Origin of the sequence: Kribbella yunnanensis (genome assembly GCF_039529655.1) — a bacterium.
Classification (GTDB): Bacteria; Actinomycetota; Actinomycetes; order Propionibacteriales; family Kribbellaceae; genus Kribbella; species Kribbella yunnanensis.
In genome coordinates this window covers 1-22,496 of record NZ_BAAANF010000014.1, presented here as the reverse complement: position 1 = coordinate 22,496, position 22,496 = coordinate 1, and the positions used below count along the sequence as shown (strand labels likewise).

At 67.8% G+C, this 22,496-nt stretch carries 21 protein-coding genes; 13 read left to right on the top strand and 8 right to left on the bottom strand.

All coding sequences use genetic code 11. From position 1 onward, the window contains the following. Positions 1-69: 69 nt before the first annotated feature. Together ABD231_RS19655 and trmB are read left to right on the top strand one after the other, a co-directional pair. A complete protein-coding gene (locus tag ABD231_RS19655) occupies positions 70-3,045 on the top strand; it encodes a bifunctional [glutamine synthetase] adenylyltransferase/[glutamine synthetase]-adenylyl-L-tyrosine phosphorylase (RefSeq protein WP_344153687.1) in 2,976 nt (991 codons plus the stop codon). Between the two features lie 946 nt (positions 3,046-3,991). Continuing rightward, positions 3,992-4,696, top strand: a complete 705-nt coding sequence (trmB, locus tag ABD231_RS19650; protein WP_344153684.1) for a tRNA (guanosine(46)-N7)-methyltransferase TrmB — start codon at positions 3,992-3,994, stop codon at positions 4,694-4,696. Here trmB and ABD231_RS19645 read toward each other — a convergent pair. Beyond that, on the bottom strand, positions 4,677-7,229 hold the full coding sequence (locus ABD231_RS19645) for a family 78 glycoside hydrolase catalytic domain (protein WP_344153681.1): 2,553 nt from the start codon (positions 7,227-7,229) through the stop codon (positions 4,677-4,679). The genes trmB and ABD231_RS19645 overlap by 20 nt on opposite strands. Positions 7,230-7,638: 409 nt before the next feature. On the opposite strand from ABD231_RS19645, the gene ABD231_RS19640 reads away from it, so the two are divergent. From ABD231_RS19640 to ABD231_RS19620, 6 genes are all read left to right on the top strand, one after another. Then, positions 7,639-8,529 carry a M1 family aminopeptidase gene (locus tag ABD231_RS19640; RefSeq protein WP_344153678.1) on the top strand — a complete coding sequence of 297 codons (891 nt, stop codon included), beginning with the start codon at positions 7,639-7,641 and terminating at the stop codon, positions 8,527-8,529. 52 nt (positions 8,530-8,581) lie between these two features. Next, positions 8,582-8,695, top strand: coding sequence for a putative leader peptide (locus tag ABD231_RS42180; protein ID WP_380160824.1), 114 nt, complete (start codon positions 8,582-8,584; stop codon positions 8,693-8,695). 91 nt (positions 8,696-8,786) lie between these two features. Beyond that, positions 8,787-9,869 carry an ABC transporter substrate-binding protein gene (locus tag ABD231_RS19635; RefSeq protein ID WP_344153675.1) on the top strand — a complete coding sequence of 361 codons (1,083 nt, stop codon included), beginning with the start codon at positions 8,787-8,789 and terminating at the stop codon, positions 9,867-9,869. A 24-nt stretch (positions 9,870-9,893) separates the two neighbouring features. Beyond that, positions 9,894-10,700: an ABC transporter ATP-binding protein gene (locus ABD231_RS19630; RefSeq protein WP_344153673.1), complete on the top strand. Its 807-nt coding sequence runs from the start codon at positions 9,894-9,896 to the stop codon at positions 10,698-10,700. Then, entirely contained in the window at positions 10,687-11,562 is an 876-nt protein-coding gene (locus ABD231_RS19625) for an ABC transporter permease (protein ID WP_344153669.1), read from the top strand. The genes ABD231_RS19630 and ABD231_RS19625 overlap by 14 nt, the downstream gene beginning before the upstream one ends. A 70-nt stretch (positions 11,563-11,632) precedes the next feature. Continuing rightward, positions 11,633-12,046, top strand: coding sequence for a PLD nuclease N-terminal domain-containing protein (locus tag ABD231_RS19620; protein ID WP_344153666.1), 414 nt, complete (start codon positions 11,633-11,635; stop codon positions 12,044-12,046). Between the two features lie 46 nt (positions 12,047-12,092). On the opposite strand, the gene ABD231_RS19615 is transcribed toward ABD231_RS19620, so the two are convergent. The 5 genes from ABD231_RS19615 to ABD231_RS19595 all read right to left on the bottom strand — a co-directional run bounded on the left by ABD231_RS19615 (position 12,093) and on the right by ABD231_RS19595 (position 14,220). Further along, positions 12,093-12,383 carry a WhiB family transcriptional regulator gene (locus tag ABD231_RS19615; RefSeq protein ID WP_344153662.1) on the bottom strand — a complete coding sequence of 97 codons (291 nt, stop codon included), beginning with the start codon at positions 12,381-12,383 and terminating at the stop codon, positions 12,093-12,095. 188 nt (positions 12,384-12,571) lie between these two features. Further along, positions 12,572-12,955 carry a fluoride efflux transporter CrcB gene (gene crcB / locus ABD231_RS19610; protein WP_344153659.1) on the bottom strand — a complete coding sequence of 128 codons (384 nt, stop codon included), beginning with the start codon at positions 12,953-12,955 and terminating at the stop codon, positions 12,572-12,574. After that, entirely contained in the window at positions 12,934-13,335 is a 402-nt protein-coding gene (locus ABD231_RS19605; protein ID WP_344153656.1) for a fluoride efflux transporter FluC, read from the bottom strand. The genes crcB and ABD231_RS19605 overlap by 22 nt, the downstream gene beginning before the upstream one ends. Beyond that, entirely contained in the window at positions 13,332-13,880 is a 549-nt protein-coding gene (locus tag ABD231_RS19600) for a histidine phosphatase family protein (protein WP_344153653.1), read from the bottom strand. The genes ABD231_RS19605 and ABD231_RS19600 overlap by 4 nt, the downstream gene beginning before the upstream one ends. Before the next feature lie 4 nt (positions 13,881-13,884). Next, complete coding sequence (locus tag ABD231_RS19595) at positions 13,885-14,220, bottom strand: hypothetical protein (RefSeq protein WP_344153648.1); 336 nt, start codon at positions 14,218-14,220, stop codon at positions 13,885-13,887. A 279-nt stretch (positions 14,221-14,499) separates the two neighbouring features. On the opposite strand from ABD231_RS19595, the gene ABD231_RS19590 reads away from it, so the two are divergent. Together ABD231_RS19590 and ABD231_RS19585 are read left to right on the top strand one after the other, a co-directional pair. Further along, positions 14,500-15,579, top strand: coding sequence for a 3-deoxy-7-phosphoheptulonate synthase (locus ABD231_RS19590; RefSeq protein WP_344153646.1), 1,080 nt, complete (start codon positions 14,500-14,502; stop codon positions 15,577-15,579). A gap of 170 nt (positions 15,580-15,749) precedes the next feature. Continuing rightward, the gene (locus tag ABD231_RS19585; protein ID WP_344153643.1) at positions 15,750-17,825 is read left to right on the top strand and encodes a phosphocholine-specific phospholipase C; all 2,076 of its coding nucleotides are present in this window, start codon (positions 15,750-15,752) and stop codon (positions 17,823-17,825) included. On the opposite strand, the gene ABD231_RS19580 is transcribed toward ABD231_RS19585, so the two are convergent. Next, complete coding sequence (locus ABD231_RS19580) at positions 17,815-18,813, bottom strand: LacI family DNA-binding transcriptional regulator (protein ID WP_344153640.1); 999 nt, start codon at positions 18,811-18,813, stop codon at positions 17,815-17,817. The genes ABD231_RS19585 and ABD231_RS19580 overlap by 11 nt on opposite strands. Positions 18,814-18,944: 131 nt before the next feature. Here ABD231_RS19580 and ABD231_RS19575 point away from each other — a divergent pair, with 131 nt between their 5' ends. The 3 genes from ABD231_RS19575 (at position 18,945) to ABD231_RS19565 (ending at position 21,875) form a co-directional block, all read left to right on the top strand. Continuing rightward, positions 18,945-19,946: a substrate-binding domain-containing protein gene (locus ABD231_RS19575; RefSeq protein WP_344153637.1), complete on the top strand. Its 1,002-nt coding sequence runs from the start codon at positions 18,945-18,947 to the stop codon at positions 19,944-19,946. Between the two features lie 253 nt (positions 19,947-20,199). Next, positions 20,200-21,075 (top strand): ABC transporter permease, encoded by an 876-nt coding sequence (locus ABD231_RS19570; RefSeq protein WP_344153634.1) that lies wholly within the window; start codon positions 20,200-20,202, stop codon positions 21,073-21,075. After that, the gene (locus ABD231_RS19565; protein ID WP_344153631.1) at positions 21,072-21,875 is read left to right on the top strand and encodes an ATP-binding cassette domain-containing protein; all 804 of its coding nucleotides are present in this window, start codon (positions 21,072-21,074) and stop codon (positions 21,873-21,875) included. Before ABD231_RS19570 ends, ABD231_RS19565 begins: the two co-directional genes overlap by 4 nt. Here the strand turns inward: ABD231_RS19565 and ybaK are convergent. After that, positions 21,862-22,350, bottom strand: a complete 489-nt coding sequence (gene ybaK / locus ABD231_RS19560; protein ID WP_344153628.1) for a Cys-tRNA(Pro) deacylase — start codon at positions 22,348-22,350, stop codon at positions 21,862-21,864. The genes ABD231_RS19565 and ybaK overlap by 14 nt on opposite strands. Positions 22,351-22,496 lie beyond the last annotated feature (146 nt).

Here is a 22,496-nt window from a genome sequence, read left to right as displayed (position 1 = left end):
GAAATTCTGTCACGCGACGTGGCCGAGGAGCCTGCAACGGCACGCACCCAACTAGGTAGCCTGACGGTCGTGGCGGATGCGCAGAGGGGCTCGGGCGAAGGGCGGCTGGTTCGGCTGGGGTTCGGGGATCCGCAGCGCGCCGCGCAACTACTGCAGCAGCTCGACGCGCTGCACCCGTTCGCCACCGAGCCGTTGATCACCACCCTCTCGGAGTCCGCCGATCCGGATCTGGCGCTCTACAGCCTGCTCGGCATGGTCGAGGCGCTAGACCGCAATCGGTACGACGTCGCCGGGTTCGCCCGCACACTCGAGATGGACCGCGACTTCCGCCGCCGGCTGATCTTCGTGCTCGGTGCGAGTGAGGCGTTCGGTCGGCACCTCAACGTCCATCCGCGGCACTGGTACGACCTCGCCGATCCGACCCTGACCGGCTCCCGCCCTTCGGTCGAGGACGTCGCGGCAAAACTCGCTACCGCGGTCGACGCGGACAAGCCGATCGATGCGCTCCGGGTCGAATACCGCCGCCTGCTGCTGCGACTCGCCGCTCGCGACCTGGCCGAAGGACTCTTGGTCGACGAGGTGGCCGCCGTACTGGCTGATCTGGCCGGGGGAGCGTTGGAGACCGCGCTGCGGATCGCGCGCAACAACCACTTCGCCGTTCATCCCGAGGCAGCGGATTGTCGACTCGCGGTCATTGCCATGGGCAAGTGTGGTGGCCGGGAACTCAACTACGTCAGCGATGTCGACGTCCTGTTCGTCGCCGAACCACTCGATGGCGAACCCGAAGCCCCGGCCCTGAAGACCGCTTCCCAGCTGGCCGCGGCCGCGATGCGGATCTGCTCCGACCACACCGGTGAGGGCACGCTCTGGCCGGTTGACGCGGCGCTGCGCCCGGAAGGCAAGTCCGGCCCACTCGTCCGCACGCTCGAGAGCCACCTGGCCTACTACCAGCGCTGGGCCAAGACCTGGGAGTTCCAGGCGCTGCTCAAGGCGCGCCCAGTCGCAGGTGACGCCGACCTCGGCCGCGAGTACGTCGAGCGGATCGGCAAGCTGGTCTGGTCGGCGGCGGACCGCGAAGGGTTCGTCGGCGATGTGCAGGCGATGCGGCGTCGGGTGATCGACCACATCCCGGCCGCCGATGTCGATCGCCAGCTCAAGCTCGGGCCGGGCGGGCTGCGTGACGTCGAATTCGCCGTACAGCTCCTGCAGCTTGTCCATGGCCGCAGCGATGAGGCGGTGCGCAGCGGCACAACGTTGATCGCGCTGGAGTCGCTCACCACGAGCGGGTACGTCGGTCGCACGGATGGCGCCGTCCTGGCCGATGCCTACCGCTTCCTGCGCTCGATGGAACACCGCATCCAGCTCTACCGGTTGCGCCGTACACACCAGGTCCCCGAGGACGATGCCGACCTGCGGCGGCTCGGTCGTTCGCTCGGCTTCACCAAGAACCCGGTCGCCGACCTGACCGCGGCGTGGAAGAAACATGCGCTCGAGGTCCGGCGGCTGCACGAGAAGCTCTTCTACCGACCGTTGCTCGCGGCGGTCGCGCGGATTCCTGGCGTCGAGGTTCGGCTCACGCCGCAGGCAGCGAAGCAGCGGCTGACCGCGCTCGGATACGCCGATCCGGCGTCCGCGCTGCGGCACATCGAGGCGTTGTCCGAGGGGGTCTCGCGGCGGTCGTCGATCCAGAAGGCGTTGCTACCCGCGATGCTCGGCTGGTTCGCCGAGTCGCCGGATCCCGATGCCGGTCTGCTCGCATTCCGCACGATCTCGGACAGCCTCGGCTCGACCCCGTGGTACCTGCGGCAGCTCCGCGACGAAGGCGCCTCCGCTGAGCGCCTCGCGCACCTGCTCGCCAGCGGCCGGTACGCCGTCGATCTGCTGCAGCGTGCTCCCGAAGCGACCGCGATGCTGGCCGATGAGCGCGAGCTCGTCCCGCGCACGCCCGAGGGTTTGCGGACCGAGATGTCGGCTGCTGCACGTCGGCAGGATCAGCCGGCAGCCGCCGTGGCGGCGATTCGTGCGGTACGTCGCCGGGAGCTGTTCCGGGTCGCAGCCGCGGACCTGTCCGGCCTGCTCGACGTCGAGGCAGTAGGCAACGCGCTGACCGGGATCTCGATCGGCACCCTCACTACCGCGCTCGAGGTTGCGCGCAAGGCCGTCGCCAAGGGCGAGCCGGAGCCGACGCGGATGGCGATTGTGGCGATGGGTCGCTTCGGCGGGCACGAGCTCGGGTACGGCAGCGATGCCGACGTCATGTTCGTCCACGACCCGCTACCCGGCGCCGACGAGAAGGCGGCCACCGATTTCGCCACCCAGGCCGCCACCGAACTCCGCCGTCTGCTCGCCTTGCCCGGTGCGGATCCCGCGGTCGCCATCGATGCGGACCTCCGCCCCGAGGGTCGCCAGGGACCGCTTGTCCGGACACTGGCGTCGTACGCGTCCTACTACGCACGCTGGTCGGCAGTCTGGGAAGCCCAAGCCCTGCTGCGCGCCGACCCGCTCTGCGGGGATCCAGACCTCTGTACGGCGTTCCGTGCGCTGATCGACCCGCTGCGCTATCCGGCGAACGGCGTCGGCGAGCGCGACGTGATGGAGATCCGCCGGATCAAGGCCCGCGTGGATGCGGAACGGCTGCCGCGCGGAGCGAACCGCAGTACCCACACGAAGCTCGGTCGTGGCGGGCTGGCCGATATCGAGTGGACCGTCCAACTGCTCCAACTCCGCGAAGCCCACCGCCTCCCAAGCCTGCGCACCACCCGCACCCTCGCGGCCCTCCGCGCCGGCGTCGAAGCCGGCCTGGTCGACCCGACCCAGGCCGAAACCCTCGAGACCGCCTGGGAGTTCGCCTCCCGGATCCGCAACGCGATCATGCTCGTCCGCGCCCGCCCCGGCGACTCCCTCCCCACCGACCCCCGCGACCTGGCCGCGGTAGCCCAGATCTGCGGCTACCCACCCGGCGAGTCCAGCCGCTTCTCCGACGACTACCTCCGCATCACCCGCCGAGCCCACAACACCGTCTCCCACCTCTTCTGGGACGACTGACCCTCCGACCATCCGGAGACCGGTCCGCCTCGGCCGCGGGGTCTTCGGGTTGCCTATCGAGTTGGGGGGTTGCCCACTGAGATTCTCGATGGGCAACCCCCCAACTGAGGGGATAACCACCGAGCTGGGGGCGCCGGGTCGAGCTCTCGCGGGAGCTGGGGCGTTCTAGCCGTCGTTTTCGGGGGGTGGATCGTCCCCACATCCCCTCGCGGATGGTGCCAGCACTCCCCAAACCGGTTTGGGGAGGAACACGGGCCGGTCAGGGCGAATATCCACCCCAACCTCCAGCAGCGGGTCACTTGTCAGGCGACGGGAACTCAACTGCCCCAGCCAGAGCCCGTCAACCCCAAGCGGCGCGAAGCCGCGGTCGCCGACCTCGCCATCCGGCTCAGCCACGTCGGCGCCCAGCCATGCTGTCTTTGTAGTCGGCCGGTCGCGGCGATCAGCCACAGCGCACGTCCCCGGCCGAGAACCTTTCGGTCTGCACCCCGCACTCGACCGCCAAAGGCGGCCGACAAAAACCAGAGGGCGAGCCGAGCGGATGGCTGGGCGGGATGGCGAGGCCGGCGACCGCGGTTCCACGTTGCCTGGGGCGGACGGGCTGTGGCTGAGGTACGTGATGCCCGAGATCTGCGCTGTCCGAGGGATTAGGGGGACTCGGTGACGAGAATCCATCGGATAACGCACCCGGGCAGCCCTGAGACCCCGAGATCGCGACGCGAGTCACCTTGAGCACTCCTCAACCACGTGAGCTCCGCCGAAATGGTCGAACCGTGCTCAAGGTCGGCGGGCTGGGGCACTTTGAGCGCTCGTCGACCACCGTTGGGCCGTGTAGGTGGTTGAGCCGTGCTCGACGTCGCACCGGCCGGTGGGGAGGGCGCTTGGCTGACTGGCCTGGCGACGGACCGGCGGCGGTGGGTGGATGGGGTTCTTTTAGGATTGGTTGGTGGAGACGACGGAGCGGAAGAAGCGGCGGGGTGTGTTGAGCACTACGCAGCGTGGGGTGCGGATGACTGCCGGTCAGCGGCGGGCGTGGGATGCGCACTGGGCCGAGCTGGGGTCGAAGCTGGAGGATCTGCCCGCGGGGCCGACGGATCTGGTGAAGTGGTTCGGGCGTGCGGCGCCGACTGTGCTGGAGATCGGGTCGGGGATGGGCGAGGGGACCGCGCAGCTCGCGGTCGCGGCGCCGGAGGTCAATCACATCGCGGCCGAGGTGTACACGGCTGGGCTCGGGCAGTTGATGATGCTGGCCGAGAAGTACGACCTGGAGAACCTGCGGCTGCTGCAGGGTGACGCGATCGCGTTCCTGACCGATCATGTCGAGCCTGCCGGGCTGGACGGCGTACGGATCTATTTCCCGGATCCGTGGCCGAAGAAGAAGCACCACAAGCGGCGGCTGGTCGCGCCGGCGTTCATCGCGCTCGTCGCCTCCCGGTTGCGTCCCGGCGGAACGTTGCACTTGGCAACGGATTGGGCGCATTACGCGGACCAGATGCTGGCGGTCTGCGACGCCGAGCCGACGCTGCGGAACCAGTACGACGGCTGGGCCCCGCGACCCGAATGGCGACCGGTCACCAAGTTCGAGTCACGGGCGCAGGCGGAAGGGCGCGAGGTTCGCGACCTGATCTACGTCAAGCGGTCCGGCTCGTGAAGTTCCAGATGCCCGCGCCCACCGTGTAGATCGTGTAGCCGTCCTCGTACGTCGCCTCACCCGCCAACGACTGCGGTACGGCGGCAACGTCCGCCATCGACTCGGATGGCACGTGCACGACCGCGGTCACGCCGACCGGCACATGCACCTCCACCGAGAACACCCGGCTGACCCGCCGCCACTGAACAGTCACCTGCCCGCGAATCGTGGAGGTCCGAATGCTCGCCGACGCGGTCTCGCCACGCGCATCCGGCCGGACGATAATCCGCTCCCAGCCGACACCCGCGTTCCGCAGACCGACGACGTTCTCGAGGATCCACTGCACGACCGTGCCCTGGAAGTAATGGTTGCGGGAACGCGAGTCGGCCTCCCACATCTCCCACATCGTGTCCGCGCCGAGGTCGAACCAGTAGCCCCAGCTGGGATAACTCCGCTGCAGCGCCACCTTGGTTGCCGCGTCGCCATATCCGTACGCCGTCAGCACCGGCAGCAGCACACCGACCCCGAGACAGCCGGTATTCAAGTGGAACCCGCGGGCTTCGACATCGGCAGCCAGATTCGCAGCGACGCGCTCGGCGAGCTCCTCGGGAACGATGCCGAAGGCAAGCGGTACGGCGTTGGACGTCTGCCGGTAATCCGGATCGTCGGCGCTGCGATAGACGCCCACTGAACGATCCAGGAAGGTCCGGTTCAGCCCGTCCTCCAGTTCGGCGGCAGCCTTCCGGTAGTCGTGCGGCTTGCCGATCAAGTCCCCGATCTCCGCAGCCGCGAGCACCGCGCGATACAGGTACGCCGTACCGGTCAGTCGACGGTCCTCCGGAGCTGGGCCGTCGCTGTAACCGGGCGGGAGCCAATCGCCGAGCACGCTGACGGACAGGCCGTCCTCGACCCGATCGAGTTCCCAGGCGAGGTAGCGGGTGAGCGAGTCCCAATGCTCGCGCAGCAGCCGCTCGTCGGCGTACGTGCGATGCATTTCGTGGAGCAGGATCGGGTAGACGGTCGGCCATTCGGTGGCGGGGGCGAGTTCGGCGAAGCCCCAGCCGTTGGTGGGGATGATCACCGGCAGTTGCCCGGATTCGGCCTGGCTGTCGCGGATGTCGCCGAGCCACTTGGTGAAGAAGCGCGCGAGATCCAGCGTCGCCAGCATCGTCGGCGCACCGACCTGGGCGTCCCCGGTCCAACCGTTCTTCTCGTAGAACGGCGTGTCTGTCGGGATGCCGTGCAGATTGCTCAGCACCGTCCGCCGCATCGCCCGCTCGAACTGCTCGTACGCCGGCTCACTCGACGCGAACGCGGTCACCGATCGGACGTCCGAATTCACGACCCGCAACTGCACATCCGGCCGCGCTCCCGAGATCTGGACATAGCGGAAGCCCTTGTAGGAGAACCGCGGTTCCCATTCCTCGACACCCGACCCGGCCGCGATGTACTCGTCCCGCTGGATCCGGTCGCCCTCGACATGCCCGTTCACCGCAACCACGTTGCCGTCGGCAACCGTCTCGCCGTACGTCAGACTGATCGTGGTCCCGGCCGGCGCGCTCACCCGCAACCGCGCCCACCCGGCTGTCGTGCGACCGAAGTCGGCGATCCAGACACCCGGGCGTACCTCGTCGAGCGCGACCGGATCGACTGTTTCGATGACACGGATCGGCTCATGCTCCTGCGCCCGGAGCCGACCAGCCGGTGCATCGACCACCAAGACAGGCGACCAGGCGGAGTCGTCGAAGCCGGCCGTGTCCCACCCGGGCAGGGCGCGGCGGGCGTCGTACGTCTCGCCGGTGTAGAGCGAGTCCGTGACGGTCGGTCCGCCGGTGATTCGCCACGAGGGATCGCTGACCACCTCGGCGACGCGGCCGTCGTCGTACTCGATCACGAGGCGGGCGATCAGCCGGGGCTCGGCGGTCCACGGTGCTTGATGCCAGCGCCAGACGTTCGGTGTGTTCATCCCGAAGAACCCGCGGCCGAGCTCGGCCCCAACCGCATTGTCGCCGGTCTGCAACAGCGCGGTGACGTCGTGCGTGACATAGAGGACTGTGCGGCCGTAGTCGGTGAAGCCAGGATCCAGTACGGCGTCCGTCACCGCCTGACCGTTGATCCGGAGGTCGGCGTACCCGAGGCCGCTCGCGTACAACCGCGCACGCCGGACGGACCCGTCGACGCTGAACGCCCGGCGGAGCAGGGGAGCGCCGGAGGTCTCGCCGCCGATCCACTCAGCGCCACCGAAACCTTCGTCGAGCAGACCGGTCTCGAACCATTCCTCCGACGCCCACTCGGTCTCCTGATCGGAGCCGTCCCACAGGCGGACCGACCAGCTGTACCGCGTCCTCGGGGTGAGCGCCGGACCGTCGTACTCGATTCCGAAGCACTGCGAGGAGGTCACCTTGCCGGAGTCCCACGACCCGACCCGCAGTTGGTACGCCGTCTGAGTCGCGCCGTACCCGGGAGCGGTGGCGATCCAACTGAACCTGGGCCGATCGACATTGGTCCCCAACGGGCGGACGGCGTACTCGGCCTTCAGTGTTCCGACGAGCATCGGCGGCGGCTCCTCAGCAAAAAGTCAACGGGGACGATATGCCCTCCCTGATTACCTGCTGACCAACCCATCAGCAAGTCTGAGGAGGAATGCTCATGCAGATCGGCCGGAAGTTTGGCCTCGCGGCGACATCCGGGGTGATGCTGTTCACCTCGATATCTCCTGGTTCACCGAGTGCCGGCGAACGTTTGATGCCGACGCTCGGCAACGGCGGGTACGACGTGCAGTCGTACGCCGTCGCCTATGACTACTACCCGGGCAAGTCGCAGATGCCTGCCTCCGCGGACATCGTGGCGCAGGCCGAGCACAGCCTGTCCAGCTTCACCCTCGACGCGGTGGCGCGGCAAGTGAAGTCGGTGACCGTTAACGGACTTCCGGCCGGGTTCAACCTGGACAACCAGAAGGAGACGTGCCGAGTGACAAGGCGCGGGTCAGCTTCCGGGTCAGCGTGCCGAAGGGCTACCAGGCGGTGGCGAACGGGACGCTCCGATCGGAGCGTACGAAGGCCGGCCGGACGACGTACGAGTTCGGAACGCGGGACCCGATCCCGACGCATGTCGCTCAGCTCGCGGTCGGGCATCTGACCGAGATCAAGGGCAAGGGGCCGCATGGACTGCCACTGCGCAGCTTCGTCGACAGTTCGAAGGCGAAGGCCGCTGGGCCACGGGTGGCACTCGTCCCGGAGCAGCTGAAATGGGTCGAGCAGGCGATCGGCGCGCCGTACCCGTTCGAGACGTACGGCGTCCTCGGTGTCGGCGGCGTCACCGGGTATGCGCTCGAGAGCGCGACGCTGTCCATGTTCAACGCGGACTATCTGGCCCAGCCCGGGACTGACGGGGTCGGCACGATGATCCACGAGCTGATCCACCAGTACTTCGGGAACGCGGTGTCGGTGAAGACGTGGGACGACATGTGGCTGAGTGAGGGACACGCGGCGTACTACACCGGTCTGTACCACGACTCGAAGGGGCAGACGAAGCTCGACGACTTCATGCGGGACGCGTGGCAGTTCGATTCCGAGGAACGTCCGAAGTACGGGCCGCCCGGGCGCGTGACCGATCTGAACGGCGTCCTGTTCGGCACCAACCCGGGTGGCGCGGTCACGCTCTACGCGCTGCGGCAGAGGCTCGGGCTGCCGACGTTCCAGAAGATCGAGAAGACCTTCTTCGAGCGGTTCCGGAACCAGGCTGCCTCGACCCAGGACTACATCGACGTCGTGAACGAGGTCTCCGGCCAGGATCTGACGGCCTTCGTGAACAGCTGGATCTACGGAGCGAAGACTCCACCTTTCCCTGGTTGATTCGTCTCACATCGCGATTTGTTGTCTCGCACTGTGAAATGCAGGGCGATCGATGGACTTTGTACGCTTTCATGGACACATGCAGGTCACCGCCAACCGGCCAGCCGACGCGCTCACGCGCCGTCGGCATGTGGACCTGCTCCGCGTTGCCTCCGCAACCTGTTGACCTTCTGCGTCGCTCTCAGCCCGTTCTGAAATCTCGCTGATCCACGCTCGCCCGTGGTCCTCACGACCACCCGCATCCCCGAAGGTCTCCTGTGCGCATCTCCAGCTTCCGTCCTGTCCGTCGTCGTCTGCTCGCCGCGTCCGCGGCCGCACTCACCCTTGCGGTCGCGGCCGCCGGCTGCAGCCGGGCCGAGGGTAAGGACACCCCGGCTCCCGCAGCCGGCAAGGGTCCGGCCGCCGAGCTCCGGCTCGGCTACTTCCCGAACGTCACCCACGCCGCCGCCCTGGTCGGCCTCGAGCAGAACCTGTTCAGCAAGGACCTCGGCAGCACCAAGCTCGTCCCGACCAAGTTCAACGCCGGCCCGGAGGCGGTCGGTGCACTGCTCGGCGGCTCGCTGGATGCGACCTTCATCGGTTCCGGCCCGGCCATCAACGCCTACGCGAAGTCGAACGGCGAGGCTGTCCGCCTGATCGCCGGTTCGACCTCCGGTGGCGCGCAGCTGGTCGTGAAGCCGGGGATCAACAAGCCGGAGGATCTGATCGGCAAGCGGGTGGTCACCCCGCAGCTCGGCAACACCCAGGACGTGTCGCTGAAGAAGTGGCTGGCCGAGAAGGGGCTGACCGGCAAGGTCACCGTCACCAACCTCGAGAACGCCCAGACGCTCGACGCATTCAAGCAGGGCAAGGTCGACGCAGCTTGGGTCCCGGAGCCGTGGTCGTCGCGGCTCGTCCTCGACGCCGGCGCGAAGGTGCTGCTCGACGAGAAGAGCCTCTGGCCGGACGGCAAGTTCCCGACCACGGTGCTGATCGTGCGGACGCAGTTCCTGCAGGAGCACCCGGAGACGGTGAAGGGGCTGCTCAGCGGTCTCGTCGCCTCGATCGACTTCGCGAACAAGGACCAGGCCGCGGCCAAGACCGCGGTGAACAAGCAGCTGAAGACGCTCACCGGCAAGGATCTCAAGCCGGCCGTGATCGACCGTGCGTTCGGCAACATCGAGCTCACCGCCGACCCGCTCGCCGCGACCTTCCCGCAGCTGGCCAAGGACCAGGTCTCCGCGGGCATCGTCAAGGAGGCACCGAAGGTCGCCGGATTCGCCGACCTCGGCCCGCTGAACGCCGTACTGACTGCAGCAGGAAAGCCGACGGTCGACGCCGCCGGTCTCGACACCAAGTAGTTCCCGACCGATCGAGGAGCAGACATGACCGCGACAGTCGAGGTACCCCGCAGGGTGAGCGAGTTCGGCATCGGCCCGGTGCGTTTCCACCAGGTCGGCAAGGCTTTCGGGTCCGGCCGCAAGGAGGTGGTGGCGCTGGACGGCGTCGACCTCGAGGTCAAGGCCGGGGAGTTCGTCTGCCTGCTCGGTGCTTCCGGTTGCGGCAAGACGACGCTGCTGAACCTGGTCGCCGGTCTGGACAAGCCGACCAGCGGGCGGATCGAGCTGAGTTCGTCGCGGCCGGCGGTCGTGTTCCAGGAGGCCGCGCTGATGCCGTGGCTGACGGCGGCCGGGAATGTCGAGCTGCCGTTGCGGATGGCCGGCGTGCCGAAGGCGCAGCGGCGGGCGAAGGCGGCGGAGCTGCTGGAGCTGGTCCGGCTGGCCGGGCTTGGTGACAAGCGTCCGCACGAGCTGTCCGGCGGGATGCGGCAGCGGGTCGCGTTGGCCCGCGCGCTCGCCTCGACCACCGACAACACCGGTTCGGGCGCGGGCAAGCCGTCGTTGCTGCTGATGGATGAGCCGTTCTCCGCGCTGGACGCGATCACCCGCGATGTCCTGCAGGGTGAGCTGCTGCGGATCTGGCGAGCCACCGGTACGGCGATCCTGTTCGTCACCCACGATGTCCGGGAGGCCGTGCGGCTCGGGCAGCGTGTCGTCCTGCTGTCATCGCGGCCCGGCCGGGTCGTGCGCCAGTGGGATGTTGAAGGCCTGGCTGGAAGCGACGAGGCCGGTGCGGTCGACGAGATCAACAGTGAACTGCGCAAGGTGATCAGCAGTCATGCCGCAGCTTGATGTGAAGGAAGGCTCGGTCGAGGCCGGGCTGGATGCCCTCGACACACCGATCGCCGCGTCCGAAGGTTCGCTGGTACGGCGGATCGCGGCCCGCGCGCTACCGCCGATCGGCGCGATCGTGCTCTTGGTAGTTATCTGGCAGCTGCTGTGGGCGGCCGCGTTCTGGCCCGAGTTCAAGCTTCCGGCGCCGGCCGCGGTCTGGGCCCAGATCTGGACGCTCGTGACCTCGGGCAAGATCGTCGAACTGTTCTGGGTCTCGGTGCACCGGGCGGTGATCGGCTTCGCGATCTCGCTGCTGATCGCCGTACCGCTCGGGCTGGCGATCGCGAACATCCGCGTCGTACGGCGGGGGATCGGGCCGCTGGTGTCCGGTCTGCAGAGCCTGCCGTCGGTCGCGTGGGTGCCCGCGGCGCTGCTGTGGTTCGGGCTGACCGACGGCGCGATCTACTGGGTTGTGCTGCTCGGTGCCGTGCCGTCGATCGCGAACGGTCTGGTCTCGGGTCTGGACCAGGTGCCGCCGATCCTGCCGCGTGTCGGCAAGGCGCTCGGGGCAGGCCGCTGGGGAGGTATCCGGTACATCTTGTTGCCGGCTGCGCTGCCCGGCTTCCTCGGCGGACTCAAGCAGGGCTGGGCGTTCTCGTGGCGGTCGCTGATGGCCGCCGAGCTGATCGCGACCTCACCGGATCTGGGCGAGGGCCTTGGTCAGTACCTGCACAACGGGATGTCGCTGTCGGACATCTCGATGGTGTTCGCCGGCATCCTGCTGATCTTCGTGGTCGGAGTCGGCATCGAACTGCTCGTGTTCCGCCCGCTGGAGAACTCGGTCCTGAAGGCGCGCGGACTGACCAGCGCTGCTCGTTGACCGGGTTACGGCTCGGCAACTGGGGCCCGCGTCGCGGCCGGGGTTCGGCCGCGCGCCGTACTGTGGGGATGTGGTCCGATTCCTTCCGTTCCTGATCAGCCTGGTGCTCAGCGTGTATGCGCTGTTCTCCTGCATCCAGACACCCGACGACGAGGTCCCGCACCTGCCCAAGCTGGTGTGGATCCTGATCATCGTGTTCGTCCCGTTCGTCGGGCCGATCGTCTGGCTGCTCGCCCAGCGCACGTCGCGCGCTGGGCGTGAGCGACCGGTGCGGCCACCGCGGCCCGCCGGTCGATCGATGGCGCCCGATGACGATCCGGACTTCCTGAAGTCACTGGACCGCTACCGGGACCCGCGGACGACGGTCAAGCCGCCGGTCGACGAGCCGCAGGACACACCGCGTCCCAAGGATCCGGAAACGCCGGCCGACGAGACTCCGACCGGTGACTCGCCCTCGGCCGAGACCGACGACGGTAAGTCGTGAGACCGCGCCCGCAGTCGCTCGTTCGAGGCGACGGGGGCGCGGCTTCTCAGGCGGACTTGCGGTGCTCCAAGGGGGCGTTGTCGCGCTCGGATTCCGTGGTGCCGCCCCAGACGCCGTACGGTTCTCCGACCGCTAGGGCGTGCTGACGGCACTCGGGCTGGACCGGGCAGGTCCCACAGAGCGACTTCGCCACCATCTCGCGGGCGCGTTTACGGACGCCACGCTCCGATTCGGGCGAGAAGAACAGCTCCGGGTTGACATCGCGGCACGCAGCCTGCGACTGCCAGTCCCACAGATCCATGAGCGGGCGGGGTAGGCGAGGCATCCCTCTCGACATGGCAACCTCCTATGACTCACCGTGAGCGCGGACGGGCGCTCGGTGAAAACTATGCTCAACTCATGCCGAGTTCAACCCTTGTTGTCTCGAACTTCGGTCCATTCGTTATCGGCGCGTGGCGTTGCAGCCTGTGATCACGGCGTTTCACGCGGAGAGCGTGACCACAGGCCTACTCACTGTGACATGGATCACTTAGTGAGCGATGCACCAAAAACTGCGGCCAGCAGGCCGATTCCGAGATTGAGCAGCACCGAGAGCAAAGCCTTTGCCCGATGCCCCGAACTGACGAGTGCCGTCGTCTCGGCCGCGAAGGTGCTGTACGTCGTGAACGCTCCGCAGAACCCGACGCCGATCAGCAGCGTCCAGTTCTGATCGGTGACGCCGGTCATCAGACCGAGGATGAAACTGCCGACGACGTTGACCGTGAAGGTGCCCCACGGCAACGGGACCTGTTGGCCAGTGGTCTGCAAAAGCCTTGCCACACAGTGTTTGTCGACAATGAACCGCAGCGGCGCGCCGATCGCAGCGCCGAGGGCGACGAGCAGTACGTTCATCGTCGCCGGCCCAGCCACTCGCCGAGCGTTGCCGCCAGCAACGCCGCAGCGACCGTGCCGAAGAAGTAGGCGAAGGCAACCACCAGATGCGCGTGCATCTGCGCGTGCAACAACTTGTCCGTGTCGACCGCGTACGTCGAGAAGGTCGTGAAGCCGCCGAGGATTCCGGTCCCGAGGAACGGCCGGAGCAGCGGATGGGATCCCGGGGTCAGCCGCGCGAACAGGATGCCGATGGCCAGACAGCCCGTCACGTTCGTGAGGAACGTGGCCCAGGGAAATCCACCCTCGGCGTGCGGAATCGCCGCTGCGAGCCCGTAGCGGGCCAATGAGCCGACAATCCCGCCGAGGGCCACCACGCCGAGCACGCGCGGCAGCCCTGGCTGCACAACCTCGGTCACACCGCCGGAGCGTAGCGGTAGTACTCGTGAGCGCCATGGGCAGTCCCGGTCTCGCCGGTGAGCGCGCGGATCACCGTCGCGTGCGTGATCGCGAGCACCGGACCATCCGTGCCGGCCGCATGCCGGGCGAGCGCCGTCTCCGCTCGCTCCCGCACCTGGGACAACGGCTCCCACGGCCTCCGGATGCCGTCCGGCCACTCACCGCCGTACGCCTCGAACTCGGCCTTCGCGGCCAGTACGTCGGCGTGGCCGCGCCAGCTGCCCGAGTGATCCGGCAGCCAGTCGCGCAGGTCGTGATCGACCCGGACGCCGAGCGCCAGCCGGTGACCGACGATCGCGGCGAACTGCAGCGCGCGCGTGAACGGCGAACTGACCAGGTACGTCGCGCCGATCCCGCCGAGCAGGTCGGCCAGCTCCTCGGCCTGCCGCACCCCGTCCGGTGTCAGCGGGGCCGAGTCGGCCGCGGCTCCGCGCAGCCCCTGACCGTCGATCCGGGCATAGTCCGGCTCCCCATGGCGAACCAGATAGATCTGCGTGACCGGCATGGGCCTAGCGAAGATGTCGGGCCCCGGCCCACCCCTGAGGAGCGGACGGTGGCCGGATCTGATGTAGCTCGTCGAAGAGTTGATCGATGCCTCCGGGCGGTTGGGGGCTTGTCGTCGTCGGGGGTTGGGTGTCGATCCAGCGCACCTCGGTGGCGCCCTGGTGGCCGTGCACGGCGAGCACAGCCTCGAGACCAGGCCAGACCGCGGTCGCCGGGTTGTCGCCCCGCCACCGCAATGCGACCGACCCGTCGCTGAACTCGCAGCCCTCCGCGACCACACCGGTCCCGGAGACGCCACTCGGATCCCGGTACCGCACCAGCTCGAAGACCCGCGGCCTCACTGTCCAGCACCCCTCAGATGTCGACCCGTTGTTGCAGCGCTCAACGAGCCCGGAGCCGGGTTGGTTACTGGGGAGGTGCTATCGTCTGGTCTGTGAAGCGTTGCTATTGGCGATTTTTTGAGTGGCCGGCCGTGGTGCCGGGCGACTCAGCCGATCGCTGACGCCCACCCAACACTCCACAGCCGGCCCGAAGGCAAGGACAACCGTCCTTGCCTTTTCTTGTTCCCAGCCGGCTGACTGCGACCTTCCGCGGTGCTCCGGCGGAAAGGTCCCACCACCATGAACACCCTCCCGCGACGATCCGAACAGGCCGCAGTTGTCGACCGGCGGATCGAGAAGACCGTCCCGTTGATCACGCCGCTCGCTCTGCACGACGAGCTGCCGATGAACGACGACCTCGCGAAGACGGTCATCGACGGCCGCCAGGCGGTCACCGACGTACTGAACGGGGTCGACGACCGGCTGCTGGTCGTGGTCGGCCCGTGTTCCGTGCACGACGCCGACGCGGCCCTCGAGTACGCCGAGCGCCTCCGCCCGGTCGCCGAGCGGCTCTCCGACGGTCTGCTCGTGGTGATGCGGGTGTACTTCGAGAAGCCGCGTTCCACGCTCGGCTGGAAGGGCCTCATCAACGACCCGGGCCTCGACGGCTCCGGTGATGTGAACCGCGGTCTGCGGCTCGCCCGGAAGCTGCTGCTGCAGGTGACCGAGCTGGGCCTGCCGGTCGGCTGCGAGTTCCTCGACCCGATCACGCCGCAGTACATCGCCGACACGGTCGGCTGGGGCGCCATCGGTGCGCGGACGGTCGAGAGCCAGGTCCACCGCCAGTTGTCGTCCGGACTGTCGATGCCGATCGGGATGAAGAATCGCCCCGACGGCAGCCTCGGTACGGCGGTCGACGCGATCAAGGCGGCCGCCGTACCGCATGTGTTCACCGGTATCGACCACGACGGCGCACCGGCCATCCTGCACACCCGCGGGAACCCGGACTGCCACCTCGTCCTGCGCGGTTCCGACGCCGGTCCGAACTACGACGCCGAGTCCGTTGCCGCCGCCACCGACCTGCTTCGTACGGCGGGTCTCGCGGAGCGCGTCGTCATCGACGCGAGCCACGGCAACAGCCGCAAGGACCACCGCCGTCAGCCGGTCGTCGCCGGCGAGATCGGCGCGCAGGTCGCGGCCGGCAACCGGGCGATCGTCGGCGTAATGCTGGAGTCGTTCCTGGAAGAGGGGCGTCAGGATCTTGACCCGACTCGCGAGCTGACCTACGGGCAATCCATCACAGATGCCTGTATGGGCTGGGAAACCACCGAATCAGTACTCGCCGAACTACGGAATGCAGTGCTTGCGCGGCGCGGATAATCTGTTCACCTGAACGTCTTGCGGCGGATGCGGGGCTCTGTCATGGTCCGGACCATGACAGAGCACATTGCCACGCTCCGCGTGGCGGGTCATGAGGCCTGGTTCCATTTCTTCCCTCGTCGCTCCAGTCGCTGCGCTCCCTACGCTCCTCAGTCCAGAAATGGGGCATCATGACCGGGATCTCCAGGCGTCTTGTTCTCGGTTCAGCGGCCGGCGGAGCGGCGTTGTCACTGCTCCCGCCGTCGCTGCATACCGCGATGGCGCAACCGGCACGGCGTGGGGGACTGCGGGCCATCGAGCACGTGATCGTGTTGATGCAGGAGAACCGTTCGTTCGACCACTACTACGGGACACTGCGCGGAGTCCGCGGGTTCGGCGATCGCCAGCCGCTGCGGTTGCGCAACGGGCAGAGCGTCTTCCATCAGCCGAAGACCGCGGGTGGTGAGGTGCTGCCGTTCTCGATCCGCACCGCCGCCGCGGCGGCCGGGCGCAACCCCGATGACATCCAGTACCTCGGCGCCCTCGCGCACGGTTTCACCGACGCGACCCAGGCCTGGAGCAACGGCTGGAACGACAATTGGGTCCAGGCCAAGACAGCCGCGACCATGACGCACTACGACCGCCGCGACATCCCCTTGCAGTACGAGCTCGCCGAGACGTTCACGATCTGCGATGCGTACCACTGCTCGGTCAACGGCTCCACCAACCCGAACCGCAACTACCTGTGGTCCGGCACCACCGGCTACGAGCCCGGCACGACCCAGCGCGCGGTGACGAACGCGGCGTACGACTACAACCACAAGGGCTACGACTGGACGGCGTACCCGGAGCGGCTCGAGCAGGCCGGTGTCTCCTGGAAGATCTACCAGGAGTGGGACAACTTCACCGACAACGCGGTCGAGTACTTCCGGACCTTCAAGGACCTCGGGACGCGGATCTTGGCGTCGGTGCCGGGCGGGTACCGGACCACCGAGGAGTTCTACGACAAGCTCTTCGAGAAGACGCCCGAGCAGCAGACCGAGGCGCTGCAGCAGCTGGCGGCGGCCGTGGCCAAGCAGCCGAAGGCCGACCAGAAGCTGTTCCACCAGGCGATGTACCGGTCCGAGCCGGAGTCGCTGGTCCCGCGGGTGAAGGCCGATATCAAGGCGGGCAAGCTGCCGCGCGTCAGCTGGCTGGTTCCGTCTGCGGTCGACTCCGAGCACCCGGGCTCGTCCACTCCGGTGGCCAGCGCGAACCTCGTCTACGAGTTGCTGGACGCGATCGCCTCCGATCCCGAGACCTGGTCGAAGACCGCGCTGTTCATCAACTTCGACGAGAACGACGGGTACTTCGACCACGTGCCGCCGCCGGTCGCACCGCGCCCGCCCTCGGGCAACGGCGACGACTGGTACAACGGGCAGCCGATCGGGCTCGGCCCGCGCGTCCCGATGACCGTGGTGTCGCCGTGGACCGTCGGCGGTCACGTGAACTCACAGACCTTCGACCACACGTCGGTGATCCGGTTCCTCGAGCGCTGGACCGGTGTCCAGGAGCCGAACATCAGCAAGTGGCGGCGGGCTGCTTGTGGTGACCTCACGTCCGCCTTCGACTTCGACCGCTCGTACCGGCAGCCGACCGTCGAGGCACCAGGCCCGATCCCGGCGCCGATCGCGCGCTGGAAGCCGACGCCGCCCGTCGACCAGGCCGTCCCGCAGCAGGAGAACGGCCGGCGTCCGGCCCGCCCGCTGCCTTACCGGCCGGCGGTTTCCGGCTTCGTTGCCGATGGCAAGTTGAAGGTGGCCATTAGCAACGAAGGCGCCGAGTCGGCGCATTTCGCGATCTATCCGTACGGCGGCGAACTGCCCGCGCCGGCGCATCTCGACGTACGGCGGGATCACGCGGAGGCCATCGCGGTCGCGGGTCCGTACGAGATCGCCGTGCAGGGTCCGAACCGGTTCTGGGTTGAGCTGGCCGGGTCGACCGATGGGGTCGCGGCGGGGCTGGATGTGCGGACCTGTCAGCGGGGGAGTGAGCTCGAGTTGGCGCTGGTCAACACGTCTCGCAAGCCGCTCACGCTGAAGCTGAAGGCTCGTGGCTACGGCAGCAAGACCGTCACCGTCACGCTCCGCGGCAAGCAGACCCGCGAGGTCGACTGGCCGACCGACCACGGCTGGTACGACGTCGAGGTCACGGTCGTCGAGGACACGACGTACCGGCGCCGGTTGAGTGGGCACTTGGAGACCGGCCGGGCCGGGCTCACCGGCTGACGCAACCGCACGACTGACGATGCATGATCTCCGCAGGCAACCGGATTGTCTGCGGAGGCGCATCGGGATCGTTCATCCGGCGTAGCAGCAGCTGGACAGCCCGGGCGCCGATCGCCGCGGACGGTTGAGCCACGGTGGTCAGGCCCGGGCTGAACAGATCGGCCCAGGCGAAGTCGTCGAACGCTGTGAGAGCCATGTCCTTCGGTACGGCGATCTTGGCGGCGTTGAGCGCGGCCAGGGCGCCAATCGTCATGCTGTTGTTCGCGGCGAACAGCGCGGTCGGCGGGTCGTCGAGTTGTAGCAACTCCCAGGTCGCCTTGCGGCCGCCGTCACTCGACGACGAGCCGACCCGGATCAAGGCGGGATCGGTCGGCAGATCGGCGCGTTGGTGAGCCAGTTGGTATCCGCGCAGTCTCTCGGCACTCGTCGACAGGCCGGGGATGCCGCTGAGCATGCCGATCCGGGTATGGCCGAGCGAGATCAGGTGATCGATGATCGCGGTGGTCGCGGCCTCGTTCTCGACGCCGACCTGGTCGACGCGGAGCTCGGGAGTGATCCGGTCGACCAGGACGTAGGGGAGGGCGTGGTCGCGGAGCATCGGGAGGGTGAGATCGCGCCAGCCGTCGGCCGGGGCGATGATCAGGCCTTCGATGCGGTGGGCAAGCAAGTTCGCGACCGCCACTGATTCGTGCCGGGCGTCGTCGCGGGTGTCGACGATGATCACGTTCAGGCCGGCGCGGGTGGCCTCGCGGTCGATGCCTTGGATGAGCTCGACCCAGTACGGGTTGGTCGCGACGGTAATCGCCAGGCCGATGGTGCGGTTCGTTCCTGCGGAGAGCGAGCGCGCGGTCGGCTGGTGTTTGTAGCCGAGCAGGTCCATCGCGTGCTGGACGCGTTCGCGGGTCGCGGGCGCCACCAGGCGGGTCCCGTTGACGACATGGGAGACCGTACTGACCGACACTCCGGCGGCGCGAGCGACCTCGGTCATGGTGACCATCCGTCGTATCGTCGTCGCCGCAGGTGCTTTGCGCAAGGTTTTGCGCAAAGCAGGAAACCAGTGTGTCGACCGGTCTACCTTCGCGTCTCAGACCGACCCCATTCGCTCGGGAGGGCCGAGGCGTGAGAAGAACCGTCCCCGTCGTACTGCTGTCGTTCGCACTGATGGCCACCGCGGCGTGTACCCAGACCAAGTCCGGCAGTGGCGGCGGTGGTGAGAGCACCGGCCCGGTCAAGATCGGGCTCGTCACCAAGACCGACACCAACCCGTACTTCGTGAAGTTGCGCGAGTCCGCCAAGGCGCACGCCGAGAAGTCGGGTGCGCAGCTGATCGCCGTGGCCGGCAAGTTCGACGGCGACAACGAGGGTCAGGTGGCCGCGATCGAGAACCTCGTCCAGCAAGGCGTGAAGGGCATCCTGATCACGCCGAGCAACTCCACCGGCATCCTCGGCGCGCTCAAACAGGCCAAGGAGAAGGGCGTTCTGGTGATCGCCCTCGACACCGAGACCGATCCGAAGGACGCCGTCGACGCGACCTACGCGACGAACAACGTGACCGCCGGTGAGCTCGAGGGCAAGTACGTCAAGGCGGCCCTCGGGTCGACCGCGCCGCGGCTGCTGATGATGGACGGTACGCCGGGCGGCACGGTCGACGAGCAGCGGCACCGCGGCTTCCTGCAAGGCATGGGCCTGAAGGACGGCGACCCCGCCATCATCGGCGTGGCCCCGACCAACGGCGACCAGAACAAGGCGCAGGCCGCGATGGAGAACCTCCTCCAACGCGACGCCACGGTCAACTCCGTCTACACCATCAACGAGCCCGCCGCCCGAGGCGCCGTAGCCGCCCTCACCGCCAAGAACCTGGCCGGCAAGGTCGCCGTCGGCTCGATCGACGGCGGCTGCCAAGGCGTCGCCGACGTCAAGGCCGGCAAGTACCTCGCCACCGTCATGCAGTTCCCGAAGAAGATGGCCGAACAAGGCGTCGACGCAGTAGTCGCCTTCGCCAAGGACGGCAAGAAGCCCACCGGCTTCCAAGACACCGGCGCCCAGTTGATCACCGACAAACCCCTCGCCGGCTTGGACAGCAAGGACACGGCATGGGGCTCCCAGAACTGCTGGGGCTGAGTTGATGAGCGACAAGGACACCGACCGCCCAGTCACCCCCGAAAGTCCCGCCCAGGGGAGTCCCACCTCAGCCCCAGGGAAGCGGGCTGAGGACTCCCACCCATCTGTTTCGGCCGCAGCGGCGGGGAGGGGCAGGGCAGGGTCGGCCGCATTGGCGCCGGGAGTGCTGGGAGGACGAGCTGGTGAGGCTTTCCTCCATAACCCCGCGCTGGGACCACTCGCCGCGTTGATTTTGGCGATGGTTGTGTTTTCGGTGACGACTTCGACGTTCCTCACCGTGGACAACCTGAGTTTGGTGGTGCAGCAGTCGTTGGTGGTGGCGACGCTGGCGTTGGGGCAGACGTTGATCGTGTTGACCGGCGGGATTGATTTGGCGAATGCCGCGGTCATGGTGCTGGGGACGATGGTGCTGGCGCGGCTGGTGACCGAGGGCAGTAACTCGGTGGTTGCGTTGGTGGCTGGGTTCTTGGTGTGTGCGGTGCTGGGCGCGATCTCCGGTGGGCTGGTGACGATGCTCAACCTGCCGCCGTTCATCGTCACGCTCGGCATGCTGACGGTCGTCCTCGCGGCCGGTCGCCTGTACTCCGAAGGCAGCTCGTACCCGGTCACCGACAACCTGCTCGGTGTGCTCGGCGAAGGCGGCTACCTGTTCGGCCAGATCAAGGTGACGCACGGGATGATGCTGGCCGTGGTGATGTTCGCGATCACCTGGTATGCGCTCACCCGAACTGCCTGGGGGCGACATGTGTATGCCCTGGGCAACGATCCGGAGGCCGCCCGGTTGACGGGTATCCACGTCGGCCGGACCCGGTTCAGCGTCTACCTGATCGCCGGCGTGATCTACGCGTTCGCCGCCTGGCAGGCACTCGGCCGGATTCCGAACGCGGACCCGAACGCCTTCCAGACCGGCAACCTGGACAGCATCACCGCGGTAGTCATCGGCGGCACCAGCCTGTTCGGTGGCCGGGGCAGCGTGATGGGAACCGTGGTCGGCGCGCTGATCGTCGCCGTACTGCGCAGCGGTCTGACCCAGGCCGGGATCGACAGCCTCTACCAGGATGTCGCAACCGGTGTCCTGGTGATTGCCGCGGTTGCCTTCGACCAGGTCGTTCGGAGGAGGTCGCGATGACGACACCCGCACTGCAAGCCCGCGGTTTGGTGAAGCGCTACGGCCGGGTGACCGCGATCGACGGTGCCGACTTCGACCTGTACGCCGGTGAGGTGCTGGCCGTGGTCGGCGACAACGGTGCCGGCAAGTCCAGCCTGATCAAGGCCCTGTCCGGCGCGTTGATCCCGGACGAGGGCACGATCCTGCTCGACGGGTCGGAGACGCATTTCCATTCACCACTCGACGCTCGGCACGCAGGCATCGAGACGGTCCATCAAACGCTGGCGCTGGCGCCGGCGATGGACATCGCCACGAATCTGTTCCTCGGCCGCGAAGTACGCCGTACTGGCCCGTTGGGCAGTGTGTTCCGGCTGCTCGACCGCGGTGCGATGCGCGAGCAGGCGCAGAAGCAACTAGATGCCTTGGGCATCGAAACCGTGCAGCACATCGGCCAGTTGGTCGAGACGCTGTCCGGTGGTCAGCGGCAGGCTGTCGCGGTTGCCCGGGCCGCTATGTTCGGCAGCCGGATGGTCATCATGGACGAACCGACAGCCGCACTCGGCGTGAAGGAATCGCGGCAGGTGCTCGACCTGATCCGGCGGATCCGTGATCGCGGGCTGCCGGTGGTGCTGATCAGCCACGACATGCCCCAGGTGTTCGAGATCGCCGACCGCATCCACGTCCACCGCCTCGGCCGCCGGACCGCCGTCGTACGGCCGGCGGACGCGTCGATGAGCCAGGTGGTCTCGCTGATGACCGGAGCCCTCCGGCCCGGCGACCCGGACGCACCGCCGAACCTGGTGGACGTCAGCGTGCGATAGCCGCGGTCCGGGCGTTCGTGACCGCGATCAGGTCGGCGGGGGCGAGACCGATGTCGAGCCCTCGCCGACCACCCGACACATAGACGGTGGCGTGGTCGGTCGCCGTACTGTCCACGACTGTCGGCAACGGACGCTTCTGACCGATCGGGCTGATCCCACCGACGACGTACCCGGTCGTGCGTTCGGCCGCGGCCGGGTCGGCCATCACGGCCTTCTTCCCACCGGCAGCCGCCGCGATCGCCTTCAGATCAAGCTGCTTGTCCACCGGCACGACGCCGACAGTCAGCTTCCCGTCGACCTCGACCAGCAGCGTCTTGAACACCTGCTCCGGCTCTAGCCCGAGCGCCTCAGCCGCCTCCAACCCGTACGACTTCGCTGCCGGATCATGCTCATACGCATGCGAGCTGAACTGAACATTCGCCTTAGTCAACGCCACCGTCGCCGGCGTCCCCACCGACTGCTTCCCCTTAGCCACCCCCCGACCCTAACCGCCCACCCACCCAAACCCCCCACACGCCCGCCGCCCGAACGCCCCCGCCCGAACGCCCACACGCCCCCGCCCGAACCCCATTTGGCTGGCTAGCCACCGCGGTTGGGGGTTCTGCACCATGGTTAAGGGTG

What these genes read in the sequence shown, in the direction of transcription:
- ABD231_RS19645 (WP_344153681.1), bottom strand. Translation starts at nt 7,229, where the DNA reads ATGCTCGTCGGAACACTGAAGGCCGAGTACGCCGTCCGCCCGTTGGGG.
- ABD231_RS42180 (WP_380160824.1), top strand. Translation starts at nt 8,582, where the DNA reads ATGGACTTTGTACGCTTTCATGGACACATGCAGGTCACCGCCAACCGG.
- ABD231_RS19630 (WP_344153673.1), top strand. Translation starts at nt 9,894, where the DNA reads ATGACCGCGACAGTCGAGGTACCCCGCAGGGTGAGCGAGTTCGGCATC.
- ABD231_RS19625 (WP_344153669.1), top strand. Translation starts at nt 10,687, where the DNA reads ATGCCGCAGCTTGATGTGAAGGAAGGCTCGGTCGAGGCCGGGCTGGAT.
- ABD231_RS19615 (WP_344153662.1), bottom strand. Translation starts at nt 12,383, where the DNA reads ATGTCGAGAGGGATGCCTCGCCTACCCCGCCCGCTCATGGATCTGTGG.
- ABD231_RS19600 (WP_344153653.1), bottom strand. Translation starts at nt 13,880, where the DNA reads ATGCCGGTCACGCAGATCTATCTGGTTCGCCATGGGGAGCCGGACTAT.
- ABD231_RS19590 (WP_344153646.1), top strand. Translation starts at nt 14,500, where the DNA reads ATGAACACCCTCCCGCGACGATCCGAACAGGCCGCAGTTGTCGACCGG.
- ABD231_RS19585 (WP_344153643.1), top strand. Translation starts at nt 15,750, where the DNA reads ATGACCGGGATCTCCAGGCGTCTTGTTCTCGGTTCAGCGGCCGGCGGA.
- ABD231_RS19580 (WP_344153640.1), bottom strand. Translation starts at nt 18,813, where the DNA reads ATGACCGAGGTCGCTCGCGCCGCCGGAGTGTCGGTCAGTACGGTCTCC.
- ABD231_RS19565 (WP_344153631.1), top strand. Translation starts at nt 21,072, where the DNA reads ATGACGACACCCGCACTGCAAGCCCGCGGTTTGGTGAAGCGCTACGGC.